This is a genomic window from Pseudoxanthomonas sp. LjRoot127, assembly GCF_964253495.1.
Classification (GTDB): domain Bacteria; phylum Pseudomonadota; class Gammaproteobacteria; order Xanthomonadales; family Xanthomonadaceae; genus Pseudoxanthomonas_A.
Genome location: NZ_CAXUQR020000001.1, coordinates 2916016 through 2930623 on the forward strand (window position 1 = coordinate 2916016; position 14608 = coordinate 2930623).

Consider the following 14608-nt stretch of genomic DNA (forward strand, 5'->3'; position numbering starts at 1 on the left):
CTCGCATGAAATCCGGAACCGGGGCGAGGGTCGCCGGCCCGCCGGTTCAGGCGCCGTGGCGTTTGCCGCGCAGGCGCGAGATCCCCGTGACGACAGCTACGATCACCGCGCCGGTCAGCACGCCGATGCCTGCATTGAACAGGCTGTCCCACAGCCAGCCGAGCTTGCCTTCCGCATACGGCTGGATGAGATGGTGCAGCGCCGGGACGCTGTGGACGAGGATGCCGCCGCCGACCAGGAACATGGCGGCGGTGCCGGCGATGGACAGGAACTTCATCAGGTACGGCGCGCTGTAGAGGATGCCGCGGCCGAAGGCACGCTTGAAGCGCGCCCAGCCGGTAGCGCGCGCATCGGCGGTCAGCGCCAGGCCGGCATCGTCCAGTTTCACGATGCCGCCGACCAAGCCGTACACGCCGACGGTCATGATGGCGGAGATCGCCACCAGCGTCAGCACCTGCTCCATGAAGGTGCGGCCCGCGAGCGTGCCCAGCGAGATGACGATGATTTCGGCGGACAGTATGAAGTCGGTGCGGATGGCGCCCCGGACCTTGTCCTTCTCGAACGCGACCATGTCGACGTTCGCGTCCTGGATCGCGGCCACGCGCTCGGCGTGGCGCTGGGTGTCGTCTTCCTTGTGCAGGAACTTGTGGGCCAGCTTCTCCACGCCCTCGAAGCAGAGGAAGGCACCGCCGATCATCATCAGCGGCGTCACCAGCGGGATGTCGTAACCTCGCCCGTGCAGCCAGGTTTCCAGGGCGCTGATCGCGAGCGCCGCCGGCACCAGGATCGCCTTGTTGACCACCGAGCCTTTCGCCACGGCCCATACCACCGGCAATTCGCGGTCGGCCTTCACGCCGGTGACCTGTTGCGCATTAAGCGCCAGGTCGTCGCCCAGCACGCCCGCCGTCTTCTTGGCGGCCACCTTGGTCATCACCGACACGTCGTCCAGCAGGGTGGCGATGTCGTCGATCAGGGCGAACAGGCTGGATCCGGCCATGGATGAGGCGTCGTCTTGGGAAAGGGAGCGGCGATTCTCGCACAGCGCCCTGATGGATCAGGTAGCGGCCTTCACCCACTCCAGCCGATGGCTCGCACCGGCTTCGCCGAGGGTGGCGGCCAGTACCGGCAGCACCGGCGCCAGTGCGGCGTCGAGTTGCCACGGCGGGTTCACCACCAGCATCCCGCTGCCATTGAGGCGCAGCGGGGAGTCGTCCGGGCGGACCAGCAGTTCCGCGACGAAGGCGCCCTTCGAGGGCAGCGCGGCGGCCTTGCGGAAGAACGGCAGCAGGCTGCGCCGCTGCTTGACGGGATACCAGACCGCATACGTGGCGGCCGGCCAGCGCTCCAGGGCATCGCGCAGCGAGGCGATGATCTGCGGGTACTCCGCATCCTGCACTTCGTACGGCGGATCGATCAGTACCAGTCCGCGCGCGAAGCGTTGCGTGCCGAGACGCGGCGGCAGCAGGGCCTTCATCGCCGCATAGCCGTCGCGGGCATGGACGGCCACGCGCTCGTCGCCATCGAAGACCTCGCGCAACGCCTTCGCCTCGTCGGGCTGCAGCTCGCACGCCGCCAGCCGGTCCTGCGCACGCAGCGCCTGCGCGACCAGCAGGGGCGAACCCGGATAGGTGATCAGCGCGCCGACGGGATTGTTGGCGACCACGGCGCGAAGGTAGCGCTCGGCGGGGTCGGGCAGGCGGGCGGCGCCCATCAGCTTGAAGACGCCGTCGTCGGCCTCGGACGTCTTGCGGCTTTCCGCGCCGCCCAGCAGGTAGCGGCCGCGTCCGGCATGCGTGTCCAGCACGAAGAACGGCGCGTCCTTGCGCTTCAGCGCATCGACCAGGGCCAGCAGCACGATGTGCTTGAGGACGTCGGCATGGTTGCCGGCGTGGAACGCATGGCGGTAATTCATGGCGCGCAGCATATATGCTTGCGCCATGCCCCGCGTACTGATTGCCGAAGACGAAGCCGCCATCGCCGACGCCGTGCTGTATGCCCTGCGCAGCGAAGGCATCGACGCCGACCACTGCCTGCTGGCCCGCGATGTCGTGCCGCGCGTCCGCGCCGGCGGCATCGACGTGGTGGTGCTGGACGTGGGCCTGCCCGACGCCAGCGGCTTCGACGTCTGTCGCGCGCTGCGCGGCTTCACCGAGGTGCCGGTGATCTTCCTGACCGCGCGCAACGACGAGATCGACCGCGTGCTGGGCCTGGAGCTGGGTGCCGACGACTATGTCACCAAGCCGTTCTCGCCACGCGAACTGGTGGCGCGCGTGCGTGCCCGCCTGCGTCGCAGCGGCGGTACCGCGCCGACAGTCGCGGGCGACTGGGTCGCGCGCGGTGACTTCGCGATCGACCGCGAAGGCCACCGTATCCGCTACCGCCAGCAACCGCTCGACCTGACCCGCTATGAGTACGCCCTGCTGGACGCGTTGCTGCAACGCCCCGGCGCCATCCTCAGCCGGTCCCAGCTGATGGATCGCGGCTGGGACAGCGATGCCGACAGCACCGACCGTACCGTCGACACCCACGTCAAGACGCTGCGCGCCAAGCTGCGCGCGGCCGGCGCCGACCCCGACCCGATCCGCACGCACCGCGGGCTGGGCTACGCCATCGAGGCCTGAGATGCGCCTCGGGCTGAAGCTGGTCCTCGGCTTCTTCCTCATCGTCGGCATCGCCGCCTTCTTCGTGATGCGCGTGTTCGTCAACGAGGTGAAGCCCGGCGTGCGCCAGGCGATGGAATCCACCCTGGTCGATGCTGCGAACCTGCTGGCGGAAGTGGCCGCCGACGATCTCAAGGCCGGGCGCATCGCCGAGGGCGCGTTCGCTCGCCACGTGGCACTGGCGCAGAAGCGCGACCCGAAAGCGTGGGTGTGGCGCTTCCAGAAGCGGACGGTGGACTACCGCGTCACGGTCACCGACGCCCGCGGCACGGTGGTGTTCGATTCGCAGGGGCGCGACGTGGGCCGCGACAACTCGCGCTGGAACGACGTCTATCGCACCCTGCGTGGCGAATACGGCGCCCGCTCCAGCGCGGAAGTGCCCGGCGACAAGACGAACACCGTCATGCACGTGGCCGCGCCGATCTTCGATCCGGCCGACCGCTCGACGCTGATCGGCGTACTGACGCTGTCGCAGCCGAACCGCAGCATCGAGCCCTTCATCGTCGCCAGCCAGCGCAGCATCCTGTTGCGGGGCGCGTGGCTGATCGGCATCTCCGCCCTGATCGGCGTGGTGATGACGTGGTGGCTGATGCGCGGCATCGGCAGCCTGAACCGTTACGCGCAGGCGGTCAGCGCGGGCGAGCCCGTGCCGCCGCCGCGCCCGCGCACCGACGAGATCGGCGACCTCGGCCGCGCGCTGGAGACCATGCGCCGCAAGCTGCAGGGCAAGGCCTACGTCGAGCAGTATGTGCAGTCGCTGACCCATGAAATGAAAAGTCCGCTCGCGGCGATCCGCGGCGCCGCCGAGCTCCTGCAGGAACCGTTGCCGGAAGCCGATCGGCAACGCTTCGCGCGCAACATCCAGACCCAGGAGCATCGGCTCACCGAGACCATCGACAAGCTGCTTGCATTGGCGGAAGTGGAGCAGCACGGGTGGCTGCAGCGCCGTGAACGCATCGATACCGCCACCCTCGCCGATGATGTGGTGCAGGGAGTGGGTGCGAAGCTGACCCCGCAAGGCGTCGACGTCGTGCGGATGCCCCAGGCCGGCGCGTGGGCCGTCGAAGGCGATGCCTTCCTGCTGCGGCGCGCGCTGGGCAACCTGCTGGACAACGCGATCGCCTTCTCGCCGCCCGGTGGCACGGTGGAGCTGGTCATCGATGCCGTGGACGGACTGGTGCGCTTCATCGTGCGCGACCAGGGCCCGGGTGTGCCGGACTACGCACGGGAGCGCGTGTTCGAGCGCTTCTATTCGTTGCCACGGCCGGAGGGCGGGCAACGCAGTTCCGGCCTGGGCCTGCCCTTCGTGCGCGAAGTGATGCGCCTGCACGGGGGCGAAGTCACGCTGGAGAACCGGCCCGACGGTGGCGCGGAGGCGGTGTTGTCGCTGCCTGCGCTGCAGCCTTGAGGGATGCCTTCTCCGCGCTTGCGGGGGAGAAGGTGCCCGAAGGGTGGATGAGGGGCGTTTCCCCATCAGGCTTCGCGTCTCTCGCCGATAACGCCGCGCCTGCTGACCATGTCGTCAAGCGCCATCGTCGACGGTCTCCGCTCGCCCCTCACCCGCCTTCGGCGCCCTCTCCCCGTTAACGGTGAGAGGGAACCCCGCACTTCACACAGCCTTCAAACACGCTTCCTGCCGGTTGCACATCACCGGCGGACGATGCACCGCGTATCCAACCGGGGCATCGACATGAAGTCACTGAAGTTGCTGTTGCGTTTCCTCACCATCGGCGGGCTGGTCCTGCTGCTGCTCATTCCGCTGATGATGATCCGCGGCACCATCCAGGAGCGCGAGGCCTACCGGCATCAGGCCGTGGAGCGGGTCATCGAAGGCACGGCTGGCAAACAGCGCGTGACCGGGCCGATCCGCGTCGTCCCGTGGACCGAGGTCCGTCGCGTCGAGTGGCAGGACGACAAGGGCTCGAAGCGTTACCGCGACGAGAAGACTGCCGGCCACTTGTTGCAGATGCCGAAGACCTTGAACGTCGCGGGCCATCTGGCGCCCGCCGAACGCGCCGTGGGCCTGTACAAGGTACGCGTGTATGAATGGCATGCTGACCTCGATGCCACCTTCGAGTCCGCACTGCCGGGGCCGTCGGCCACCGGCGCTGAGCGCCAGTACGGCACGCCGTACATCGTGTTCGGCATTGCCGACGTGCGCGGTGTCGCCGGCACGCCCGAACTGAAGATCGATGGCGCGACGCTCCCGCTGAAGTCCGGTACCGGCTACCTGGGCGCGCGCCTGGACGGCATCCATGCCGAACTTCCTGCCGTCGCGGCGGGTCGGGTGGCGGGCCAGCAGGTGAAGATGAAGCTGCTCCTCAAGGGTACCGAATCGTTGTCCGTCGTCCCGCTGGGCGACAGCAATGACATCCGGATCAAGTCCAGCTGGCCGCATCCTAAGTTCGAAGGCTATTCGCCGAGCAGCGACGTCAGCGGTTCCGGTTTCAATGCCACGTGGAAGATTTCCTCGCTCGCCAGCAACGCGCAGAAGCAGCTGCGGGGCGAGGACGGTGGCGCGTCGCAGACCGACCGCATCGTCGACGGCCGCGTGCTGGCTGCGCCGTTGAACGGCGGCGTGGACGCGCTACAGGTCAGCCTGGTGGACCCGATCGACGTCTACACGCAGGCCGACCGCGCCAGCAAGTACGGCATCCTGTTCGTGGTGCTGACGTTCGTGGGGTTCGCGCTGTTCGAACTGATCAAGCGCTTGCCCATCCATCCGCTGCAATACCTGCTGGTGGGCCTGGCACTGGCGATCTTCTTCCTGCTGCTGCTGAGCCTGTCCGAGCACATCGCATTCTGGAAGGCCTACCTTGTTTCCGCGGCCGCCTGCATCGGATTGCAGTTCGTCTACCTGTCGGGCGTGCTGCAGAGCGGAGCGCGGGCGGCCGGGTTCGCCGCGATGCTGACCTCGCTGTACGGGGTGCTCTACGGCCTGCTGGTGTCGGAAGACAATGCCTTGCTGATGGGCTCTCTGCTGCTGTTCGGCATCCTCGCGGCGATCATGTGGGTCACCCGCAAGGTGGACTGGTACGCGCTGGGCGCGGAACTGCGCTGAGGCGGCCATGCTCGATGTCGACAGCCTCCATCGTCGTGCGTGCCGCGTGCTGCCGGTCAAGATCGGTACCGACGCGGTGCTGCTCGACGGCGCGGACGATCGACGGCTGGCCGCACTGTTGCTGCCGCTGTCGCATCGTCGCCAGGGCAGCCTCGTGTTCCGGTTGTCGTCGACCACGTTGCGGTCGCTGGCATCGCGCGCGGCGCAGTACCTGCAGGACGCGTGCCGGGCCAGGGAGGGCCTGGGGCGTCGCGCGCGACCCTTGACGTACGCCGCGTGGAAGCAGGAAGGGACCGGTCCGGCATCGCGCTTCCGGACCTGCAGCATGGACGGCCGCGCGGGCCTCTGCCTGCTGCCCGCCGCGGCATCCGTCGTCTACGTCTGGGACGATCGCGGACTCGACCGGGCGGGGTGGCGTGCCGTCCTTCCCTAGTGCCTGCTGCGTCACGATCTCGCCGCGGCCGATGGCGTGCGCTAGAGTCCAGGGATGGATTCAGCGCCCACCATCGGCCTCTTCCGTGGCCCGGAAATCACGCCCTGGCTCGACGACGTCGCACGCCTGCGCGTCGCGGTGTTCCGTGACTGGCCTTACCTCTACGAAGGCGATCCCGGTTACGAGCGCGACTACCTGGCCGCTTATGCCGCGTCTGCCGAAAGCATCTTCGTGCTGGCCATGCAGGGCGGGGACGTCGTCGGCGCATCCACGGGCCTGCCCCTGGCGGACGACACCGACGCCTTCCAGCAGCCGTTCCTTGCCGCGGGCATGGATCCCGAACAGGTTTTCTACTTCGGAGAGTCGGTGCTGTTGCCTGCCTGGCGGGGCCACGGCATCGGCCATGCGTTCTTCGATCACCGCGAGGCGCATGCGCGCGCCCTGGGGCGCTTCGGCTGGACGGCCTTCTGCGCGGTGGACCGCGACGCCGGCGATCCGCGCAGGCCGTTGGCGCACCGCACGAACGAAGCGTTCTGGGACAAGCGGGGCTATGCGCGACAACCGGGCATGACGATGCCGCTGGCATGGAACGAGATCGGCCGCGGTGAGGTCGACCACGCACTGACGTTCTGGCTGCGCGGACTGGAGCCATCACGATGAAGGTGGCCGTCGCCAAGTACGCGATCGGGGCGCCCGCCGACTTCGACGCCTTCGCCGAACGCCAGGCACGCGTGATCGGCGAAGCGGCGGAGCAGGGTGCGCGCGTGGCCGTGCTGCCGGAATATCTTTCGCTGGAACTGGCGGCGACCTTCGATGCCGCCGTGCAGGCCGACCTGCTGGCTTCGCTCGCGGCGATACAGCAGTACCGGGATCGCTGGCTCGCGCTGTATGCACGGTTGGCCCGGGAGATGGATCTGTGCATCGTGGCCGGCAGCTTCCTGCTCGCGCAAGATGGGGGACGCTACAGCAACCGCAGCGATGTCTTCACGCCGCGTGGCGGGCATGCCTGGCAGGACAAGCTGCAGTTGACCGGATTCGAGAAGGCGCTCGGCGTCATCGAAGGTGGCGACGCGCTGACGGTATTCGACCTTGATGGCGTGCGGTGCGGGGTGTCCGTCTGCTACGACAGCGAGTTCCCGCTGCCGGTGCGTGCGCAGGCCGAGGCGGGCGCACGACTGCTGCTGGTTCCGAGTTGCACGGATACCGACGCCGGGGCCACGCGTGTGCGGGTCGGTTGCCTGGCGCGCGCGCTGGAGAACCGTATGTTCGTCGCGCAGGCGGTGACGGCCGGGGAGGCGCCCTGGAGCCTCGCGCTGGACATCAACACCGGCGAGGCGGCTATCTATGCCCCGATGGATCGCGGCCTGCCTGCCGATGGCGTGGTGGCGAAGACCGCCGGCGCCCAGGCCTGGGCGATCGCGGACCTGGATCTCGACGCCCTGGACCGCAGCCGTGCGGACGCGCAGGTGGCGAATGATCGTGACTGGGCGGGTCAGCTGCGGCCGGCACTCGTGCGCGCCAAACTCCAGTCGTTGTAGGAGCGCCCTCGGGCGCGATGCTTTTCCGCACACCCAACGAACAGCGTCGCGTCCGAGGGCACTGCTGCAACAGATGGTCGTGCTCGCGATGCCTGGCGTGACTGCCGACTCAACCCGCAGCGATAGTCCCCCTAGCCCAGCAAGCTGACGCCGGGCACGATCCAGATCGACAGTCCCGCCAGCAGCGTTCCGATGGCCGTGGCGGCCAGCACGTCGCTCGGATAATGCAGTCCCAACACCACGCGCGACGCGGCCACGCAGGCGGCGAACGGGATCAGCAACGGCGCCAGGCCCGGGTAGTGCGCGAGTGCAACAAGGGTGAATGCGACGGCATGCAGCGTGTGGCCGGACGGGAAGCTGAACTCGTCCAGCGGCGCGATCCACGCGCGGATGCGCACGTCGGATGCGAACGGGCGCGGCCGGCGCGTCCAGCGCTTCAATGCCTTGTACAGCGTCAGTGCGATGACGCCGGTGCCCGCGAGGTGGGCAGAGGCCGCCAGGCCGTCCATGCCGTCGGCGACGATCAGCGCCGCCATCAGCACATACCAGAACACGCCGTCGCCCAGGCGGCTCACGACAGCGAAGAACCGGCGCACGCCGGCCCATTCACCCCACCGGTTGGCGCGCAGGCACCAGCCGGCGTCCCGGCCCATGAAGGCATTACGCGGCAGCAGCGGACGCATGGATGTTCCTCCGTGTCAGGGCGAGACCAGTCAGCAATGCATCGAAATCCGCCGCCACCTGGTCAGGATGCAGGCCGCGCATCGCGCGGCTGGCGGAACTGCCCTGCGCGCGACGCATCGGTGCATCCGCACCCAGGCGCAGTGCGGCGGCCAGGAAATCCTCGTCGTTCTCCACCGCCGCGCCGTGCACGCCGTCGATCAGGTGTTCGCGGGCGGCGCCGTAGTTGAACGCCACGGTCGGCACGCCGCTGGCCATCGCCTCCAGCGTGACGTTGCCGAACGTTTCGCTGTGGCTGGAGAACAGGAACAGGTCACCGCTGGCGAAGTGCCGAGCCAGCGCTTCCCCGCGCTGCACGCCGCAGAACAGGAAGTCGGGATGCTCCTGCGACAGTCGCTCGCGCAGCGGACCGTCGCCGACCCACACGAACTTCGCCGTCGGTTGCCGCTGCTGGATCGCGCGGAACGCGCGTATCGACAGGTCCAGGTTCTTTTCCGCCGCGATGCGGCCGACATAGATGACCGCCAGGTCATCCGGCCCCAGGCCCCACGCGGCGCGCAGCGCATCGTCGCGCCTGGACGGGCTGAAGTGACGCGCATCGACCGCGCGCGCCAGCCGCACCACACGGTCGAACCCCTGCGCCTGCAGGAAGTCCGCCAACTCGCGCGTGGGCACCAGCGTCGCGTCGGCGCCGTTGTGGAAGCGGCGCATCCATCGCAGGGCGGTGTGCTGCAGGAAGCGCACGCCGTAGTCGCGCATGTATTCGTCGAAGCGGGTGTGGAAGCCGGTCGCCACCGGGATGCCGAGCCGCCGCGCGGCACGCAACGCCGACCATCCCAGCGGACCTTCCGTGGCCACGTAGATCGCATCCGGCGGGTCGTCCTTCCACTGCGACAGCAGGCGGCGCGTGGCGGGCAGGCCGAACTTCAGGCCCGGATAACGCGGCAGGCTGGCGCCGCGCACCAGCAGGGTGTCGTCGACATGCGGCAGGTCGCCGGGTTGGCGCGGGCGGACCAGCGAGACCGCGCGACCGCGCTGGCGAAGGCCGGCCTCCAGGCCCTGCACGGTCAGGGCCACGCCGTTCACTTCCGGCGGATACGTCTCGGTGACGATGGCAAAGCGCATGCGCGACTCCACGTTTTGCGCATGCTGGACGCGAAAGATGTAGCCGGTGTGTCGAACGCGTGACCGGCCGATGACGGCGACCGCCGCGACATCAGCGTGGGGCGCGTGCAGGCCGGCCGTTGGCGGCGGCCTCCTTCAAGAGGCGCCGGAACGTGGGGCATGCCATGTGGTCGGGGGCAGGGCAGGCGGCGGCATGCCGCAGGCCACGACGCAGCGCAGCCAGACGGTGGATCATGGCATCGATCTCGCGCGCTTTCGCCAGCAGGCTGCGCCGGTCGATGTCGGGTCGTCCATCAGGACCCAACATGGTGGCGATCTCGTGCAGCGTGAAGCCTGCGGTCTGCCCCAGCGCGATCAGCGCAAGGCGTTCCAGTACGCCGGGGTCGAACGTGCGACGGAGGCCCTGCCGTCCGTTCGAGGCGATCAGCCCTTTCTGTTCGTAGTAGCGCAATGCCGACGCGGGGACGCCGGACCGCTTCGCGACCTCGCCGATGTCCATGCGGATGCCCTCTTGACTTGAAGTCGACTTGAAGTCGCATCCTGCGCGCACCGGCCCTGCGGGACAAGCCTGCGGTGCCATCCCGTCCGGAGAACGTCATGGAATTTCCCGTCCACATCGTGCTGATCGGTCTCGGCGCCACCGTGACGATGGATGCGTGGGGCCTGCTGCGGTGGCGCGTGTTCGGCGTGCCGCGTGCGGATTACGGACGCGTGGGACGCTGGCTGGGCCACATGGCAGCGGGGCAGTTCCGGCACGAGGCCATTGCCCGCAGTCCGCCCGTCCGCGGCGAGCGCGTATTGGGCTGGGTCGCGCACTACCTGACCGGGGTCGCCTTCGCCGCGTTGCTGCCGGTGGTCTGGGGCGATGCGTGGTTGCGCGATCCCACGCCGTTACCGGCATTGCTGCTCGGGGTCGGGACCGTCGCCGCGCCGTTCCTGCTGATGCAGCCGGGCATGGGTGCGGGCGTGGCGGCGTCCCGCACTGCCGAGCCAGGCAGGGCGCGCCTGCACAGCCTCGTCAACCACCTCGTGTTCGGCGCGGGCCTGTACCTCTCGGCCATGTTCCTGCGTCCGCTGTTCCCCGCCTGATCCTTTCCTGTTCCCGGAGACTTCCCATGCGTATCCCCGTCCGTTTCGCTCCGTTGCTGTTCGGCGCCCTGCTGTCCGCGATCATGGTGTCGCTGTTGTCCGCGTTCGTGCTGCTGGTCAACCAGGGCCTGCGTCCCGACTTCCTGGGCACCTGGGCACGCACTTGCGCCACGACCTGGCCCGTGGCCTTCCTTGCCGTCACGCTGGTGGCACCCCGGGTGCGCCGGGTGGTCGCCCGCATGACGGCCTGAGCGTCGGAGGGTCAGGCGATGCTTACCAGGCGAGGCCTTCCTGCCACGCCTCTTCCGGCAACCAGGTGGTCCGGTTCGGCGAGGGGGCATCCACACGTCCCTCAGCCACACTGCGCGCGACCCTGGGTTCGATCTCGGCGAACCGGACGGCACGTGCGCCGATCCGGGCTCCGATCAGGTTGTTGTGGATATCCATCGCATTGGAGCGCTTCCCTTGATGTTCCATCACGGCGTTGACCCACGACACGACCCGCGGGTGGAGCGTATGCGAGACCACCGCGCTTGCCAGCGTGTGCCGATAGGCATCCAACGGTCCGTGCCGCCCGCCAGGCAGCGGGCTCTGCGAAACGTGCGACCAGGTGTAGGTCAGCACGAATGCCGGGTAGGCTCCCATCGCCAGGGCGGTGAGGGCGAGCCGGATCAGCCACGTGCGCTTTCGTCGGGACAGGTGCATGGCGCTTCGGACGATGCCAGGGATCAGGCGTCGAGCTGGTGGCGCAGTTCGGTCACGACGGCGCGCCACGCATGGATGTCGTCGGTCTCTTCCCACAAGTCCCGGAGCTCGGAGTGGTCGCCCAGCAAGCGTGTGAGCGCCTGCCGCGCTTGCGTGGCGATTCCGGCGGTGATCGTGGGCCGGATGCGGGCGAGCCAGGCAGCCAGGCCGTCCTGCTGCTGCGCGGCCAGCGTGGGCCGGCCTGCCGCAGCCGCGACGATCTCGGCGGCCACGATGGCCAGCACAGCATCCGATGCTTCCACGTACTCGGTCGAGGTCAGCACGTTGTCCAGTGCTTCGCGGACAAGCGCCAGGTCGCCGCTGTCCAGGACGTCGATCATGAAATCCGCCGCGTCGTCGTTTTCGAAGGAACCGATGCCCCAGGTGCCCATCCGCCTACTCCTTGCGCTGGCCTGCAAGGGCGAGCACGACCATGGCGGGCAGCGCCACGAGAAACGCGATGACAGCCGTCTGGTAGTGCCGTGCATTGTACAGGTTGGTCATCCCGAGATCTCCTCGCGTGGGTTTTCACGTAGTGGAGAGGCGATCCGCACGGTCGGTTACACCCAGACGTCATTCTTCGCCGTGTAGGCACCGCCCGCATCGCCCGTATTCACCACGCCGCGGGGTTCCACCAGCATGATGCTGCACTCGTCGACGGCCACGGGCCGGTGCTCGACGCCCCTGGGTACCACGTACATTTCCCCGGTCGTCAGCGCTACCGCCTTGTCGCGGAACTCCAGCGTCAGCGCACCGTCGAGCACGATGAACACCTCATCGGTGTCCGCATGCGCATGCCAGACGAATTCGCCCTTCACCTTGGCGAGCTTGAACTGGTAGTCGTTCATTTCGGCGATGACGCGCGGAGACCAATGCTCGGAGAAGCGGGACAGCTTGTCCTTCAGATTGATGGCGGTGTGTGACATGGGCGTCCCGGAATGAAGCGGCTCGCAATACCGCATGGTGGGGTTGCACTGTGCGTCAGGGAACCCGCTCGCCGCGTGCCGCGGTGAACAGCGCATACCACTCTTCCCGCGTCAGCACGACGTCGTCTGCGGCCGCGCACGCGCCGAGCCTGACGGGATCCGTCGTGCCGATGATCGGCTGGATGCCGGCAGGGTGCCGCAGCAGCCAGGCGATCTGGATCGCCTCGGGCGCCACGCCTTTGTCTTCCGCGATCCGCCGCAGCAGCAGCGATGTCGCGTGGATGACGGGATCGGCAAACGCCGACGTCGTCGCCAGCCTGCCGCCCGCCAAGGGCGACCAGGCCTGCACGCGGACGCCGTGCAAGCGGCAGTGGTCCAGCGTGCCGGCGGCGGAGGCATGGACATGGCCGGTGGTGTTGGCGACCACGCCGTCGTCGATCAGGTGATGGTGGAGCAGGCTGAGTTCCACCTGGTTGGCGACCAGGGGTTGCCGCACATGGCGCCGCAGCAGGTCGATCTGCCACGGCGTATGGTTGCTCACGCCGAAATGCCGCACCTTGCCGGCGGCCTGCAGGTCGTCGAAGGCGCGCGCGACCTCCTCCGGCTCGACCAGGGCGTCCGGACGGTGCAGCAGCAGCACGTCGAGATGGTCCACGCCAAGGCGTGACAGGCTGCCTTCCACCGACGCGGTGATGTGGGCATGGCTGAAATCGTAGCGGCCCGGCGTGCCGGCGGGATCCTCGGCAAAGCGGATGCCGCACTTGGATTGCAGCACCATCCGACCGCGCAGGCCGGGCGACGCGCGCAGCACGTCGCCGAATACCTGCTCGGACTTGCCGCGGGCGTAGATGTCGGCGTGGTCGAACAGCGTGATGCCGTGCGACAGCGCGGTTTCGACCAGGCGCTGCGCCTGCCGGCGCTCGTCGGCGGTGACCGGGGTGGCGTCCCAGGCACGGCTGAGGTGCATGCAGCCGTAGGCGATGCGGGACACCGGCAGGCCGTCGGCGAGGAGGTAGGTCTTCATGGCGGCGGAACGGAGAGGTCGGGGCGCATCATCGCAGGTCGCGGGCATGCCTCAGTAGCGCCGGCGCTCGGCCGCGATCCGGCGGGCCAGTGCGTCGGCCTCGAGCGGGCGCGCCAGGTGGTAGCCCTGCACGTCGTCGACGCCGAGCGCGCGCAGGGCGTCCAGTTCGGAGGCGGTCTCCACGCCTTCGGCCACCACGTGCGACTGCGTCTGGCGGGCGAATTCGATCAGGGCGGCAGCGAGTGCGCGACGCGGCGAATCGTGGTCGATCCCGCGCGTCAGGCTCAGGTCCAGCTTGATGATGTCCGGATGGATCGCGAGCACGTGCCGCATGCTGGCGTAGCCGGCGCCGGCATCGTCCACGGCGATGCGCACGCCGGCCTCGCGCAACGGCGCCAGCCGTTCGTTGAGCAACGCATAGTCGTCGACCAGCGAGTGCTCGGTGATCTCCAGCACCACGCGCCGTGGATCCAGGTCGTCGATGTAGCCGTCGATGCCGCCACTGACGAGGGTCTGCGGCGAGACATTCAGCGCGACATAGAAATCGCCGCTGACCTCGCGCAGGCCGTCCAGCGCGGACAGGATGGCATTGAGTTCCAGCCTGACGCCGAGGCCGATGGCGCGGGCTTCGGCGAACCACACGTCGGGCGTGCGCTGCGGTTCCAGCAGGAAGCGAGACAGGCACTCCACGCCGACGATCCTGCGCGTGCTGCTGCGGTAGATCGGCTGGTACACCATGTGCGGCTGGCCGAGTTCCAGCACGGAGGTGATGCGCGCCACCTTCTCTTCATGCTCTTGGACGGCATGCAGGTCGCCGTCGATCTGGTAGGCGAGCAGGTCCGCGAACGCGCGCATCATGTGCAGGTCGCGCTCGCCGAGCGACAGGCTGGGCGCCAGGCTGAAGCAGCAGAACGTGCCGTAGACGCGTCCGTCGCGCAGCCGGATGGGCACGCTGATGTGCGCGCCGATCGGCACGTGCTGTGTTTCGGGGATGCATTCCAGCGCGGGGATTGCCGCCGTATCGGGGATGAGCTGCGGGATGCTCCCTTCGACCACGCGCATGCAGTAGCCCTCGTCCAGCGGGCTGGAATCGCCGGGCCGGATGGGCGCGCGGTCGAGTCGGGTGGCGACATGGCGGAAGACACGGTGGCTGCCATGGAATTCGCTGACGAAGGCCACGTCCATGTCGAGGTGGCGGCGTACCGCGTCGAGCAGCCGGTCCACGTTGCGGCCGATCGCGACGGCGCCGGGCCCGCCTTCCAGCCAAGCGTCGGTCAACGCCTCCTCGGGTTTCCTACTGTCGATCACGGGCTTCCTCCTGAAGTCA

Annotated in this window: 18 protein-coding genes; 8 read left to right on the top strand and 10 right to left on the bottom strand. The window is 68.6% G+C overall.

Translation table 11 applies throughout. The features are described from left to right. Nucleotides 1-46: 46 nt before the first annotated feature. Both ACSQ19_RS13625 and ACSQ19_RS13630 read right to left on the bottom strand, forming a co-directional pair. On the bottom strand, nucleotides 47-997 hold the full coding sequence (locus ACSQ19_RS13625) for a DUF808 domain-containing protein (RefSeq protein WP_435997668.1): 951 nt from the start codon (nucleotides 995-997) through the stop codon (nucleotides 47-49). A gap of 57 nt (nucleotides 998-1054) precedes the next feature. After that, nucleotides 1055-1912 carry a 23S rRNA (adenine(2030)-N(6))-methyltransferase RlmJ gene (locus ACSQ19_RS13630; RefSeq protein ID WP_299341595.1) on the bottom strand — a complete coding sequence of 286 codons (858 nt, stop codon included), beginning with the start codon at nucleotides 1910-1912 and terminating at the stop codon, nucleotides 1055-1057. Between the two features lie 25 nt (nucleotides 1913-1937). Between ACSQ19_RS13630 and creB the strand changes: the two genes are divergently transcribed. From creB to ACSQ19_RS13660, 6 genes are all read left to right on the top strand, one after another. Continuing rightward, the gene (creB, locus tag ACSQ19_RS13635; protein ID WP_435997671.1) at nucleotides 1938-2621 is read left to right on the top strand and encodes a two-component system response regulator CreB; all 684 of its coding nucleotides are present in this window, start codon (nucleotides 1938-1940) and stop codon (nucleotides 2619-2621) included. 1 nt (nucleotide 2622) lies between these two features. After that, on the top strand, nucleotides 2623-4068 hold the full coding sequence (creC, locus tag ACSQ19_RS13640; RefSeq protein ID WP_435997673.1) for a two-component system sensor histidine kinase CreC: 1446 nt from the start codon (nucleotides 2623-2625) through the stop codon (nucleotides 4066-4068). A 282-nt stretch (nucleotides 4069-4350) separates the two neighbouring features. Further along, a complete protein-coding gene (gene creD / locus ACSQ19_RS13645) occupies nucleotides 4351-5721 on the top strand; it encodes a cell envelope integrity protein CreD (RefSeq protein ID WP_435997675.1) in 1371 nt (456 codons plus the stop codon). Between the two features lie 7 nt (nucleotides 5722-5728). Continuing rightward, nucleotides 5729-6154: a hypothetical protein gene (locus ACSQ19_RS13650; protein WP_296280019.1), complete on the top strand. Its 426-nt coding sequence runs from the start codon at nucleotides 5729-5731 to the stop codon at nucleotides 6152-6154. 54 nt (nucleotides 6155-6208) lie between these two features. Continuing rightward, nucleotides 6209-6814 carry a GNAT family N-acetyltransferase gene (locus ACSQ19_RS13655; protein WP_435997678.1) on the top strand — a complete coding sequence of 202 codons (606 nt, stop codon included), beginning with the start codon at nucleotides 6209-6211 and terminating at the stop codon, nucleotides 6812-6814. After that, nucleotides 6811-7692, top strand: a complete 882-nt coding sequence (locus tag ACSQ19_RS13660) for a carbon-nitrogen hydrolase family protein (protein WP_435997679.1) — start codon at nucleotides 6811-6813, stop codon at nucleotides 7690-7692. Before ACSQ19_RS13655 ends, ACSQ19_RS13660 begins: the two co-directional genes overlap by 4 nt. 131 nt (nucleotides 7693-7823) lie before the next feature. Here ACSQ19_RS13660 and ACSQ19_RS13665 read toward each other — a convergent pair whose 3' ends face one another. From ACSQ19_RS13665 to ACSQ19_RS13675, 3 genes are all read right to left on the bottom strand, one after another. Further along, nucleotides 7824-8375, bottom strand: coding sequence for a phosphatase PAP2 family protein (locus ACSQ19_RS13665; RefSeq protein WP_435997681.1), 552 nt, complete (start codon nucleotides 8373-8375; stop codon nucleotides 7824-7826). Continuing rightward, nucleotides 8353-9498, bottom strand: a complete 1146-nt coding sequence (locus ACSQ19_RS13670) for a glycosyltransferase family 4 protein (protein WP_435997682.1) — start codon at nucleotides 9496-9498, stop codon at nucleotides 8353-8355. Before ACSQ19_RS13670 ends, ACSQ19_RS13665 begins: the two co-directional genes overlap by 23 nt. A 91-nt stretch (nucleotides 9499-9589) precedes the next feature. After that, a complete protein-coding gene (locus ACSQ19_RS13675; RefSeq protein WP_435997684.1) occupies nucleotides 9590-9997 on the bottom strand; it encodes a helix-turn-helix domain-containing protein in 408 nt (135 codons plus the stop codon). Between the two features lie 98 nt (nucleotides 9998-10095). Here ACSQ19_RS13675 and ACSQ19_RS13680 point away from each other — a divergent pair, with 98 nt between their 5' ends. Together ACSQ19_RS13680 and ACSQ19_RS13685 are read left to right on the top strand one after the other, a co-directional pair. Continuing rightward, nucleotides 10096-10587: a DUF2938 domain-containing protein gene (locus tag ACSQ19_RS13680; RefSeq protein WP_435997686.1), complete on the top strand. Its 492-nt coding sequence runs from the start codon at nucleotides 10096-10098 to the stop codon at nucleotides 10585-10587. A gap of 26 nt (nucleotides 10588-10613) precedes the next feature. After that, the gene (locus tag ACSQ19_RS13685) at nucleotides 10614-10838 is read left to right on the top strand and encodes a DUF2798 domain-containing protein (protein ID WP_435997688.1); all 225 of its coding nucleotides are present in this window, start codon (nucleotides 10614-10616) and stop codon (nucleotides 10836-10838) included. A 22-nt stretch (nucleotides 10839-10860) separates the two neighbouring features. Here the strand turns inward: ACSQ19_RS13685 and ACSQ19_RS13690 are convergent, their stop codons facing one another. From ACSQ19_RS13690 to ACSQ19_RS13710, 5 genes are all read right to left on the bottom strand, one after another. Continuing rightward, nucleotides 10861-11292: a hypothetical protein gene (locus ACSQ19_RS13690; protein ID WP_435997690.1), complete on the bottom strand. Its 432-nt coding sequence runs from the start codon at nucleotides 11290-11292 to the stop codon at nucleotides 10861-10863. 23 nt (nucleotides 11293-11315) lie between these two features. Beyond that, on the bottom strand, nucleotides 11316-11723 hold the full coding sequence (locus ACSQ19_RS13695; RefSeq protein WP_435997692.1) for a DUF4259 domain-containing protein: 408 nt from the start codon (nucleotides 11721-11723) through the stop codon (nucleotides 11316-11318). 168 nt (nucleotides 11724-11891) lie between these two features. Beyond that, nucleotides 11892-12257, bottom strand: a complete 366-nt coding sequence (locus tag ACSQ19_RS13700) for a cupin domain-containing protein (RefSeq protein ID WP_435997694.1) — start codon at nucleotides 12255-12257, stop codon at nucleotides 11892-11894. 55 nt (nucleotides 12258-12312) lie between these two features. Then, nucleotides 12313-13281 carry an aldo/keto reductase gene (locus ACSQ19_RS13705; RefSeq protein ID WP_296280040.1) on the bottom strand — a complete coding sequence of 323 codons (969 nt, stop codon included), beginning with the start codon at nucleotides 13279-13281 and terminating at the stop codon, nucleotides 12313-12315. A 51-nt stretch (nucleotides 13282-13332) separates the two neighbouring features. Next, the gene (locus ACSQ19_RS13710; protein WP_435997696.1) at nucleotides 13333-14589 is read right to left on the bottom strand and encodes a sensor domain-containing phosphodiesterase; all 1257 of its coding nucleotides are present in this window, start codon (nucleotides 14587-14589) and stop codon (nucleotides 13333-13335) included. Nucleotides 14590-14608 lie beyond the last annotated feature (19 nt).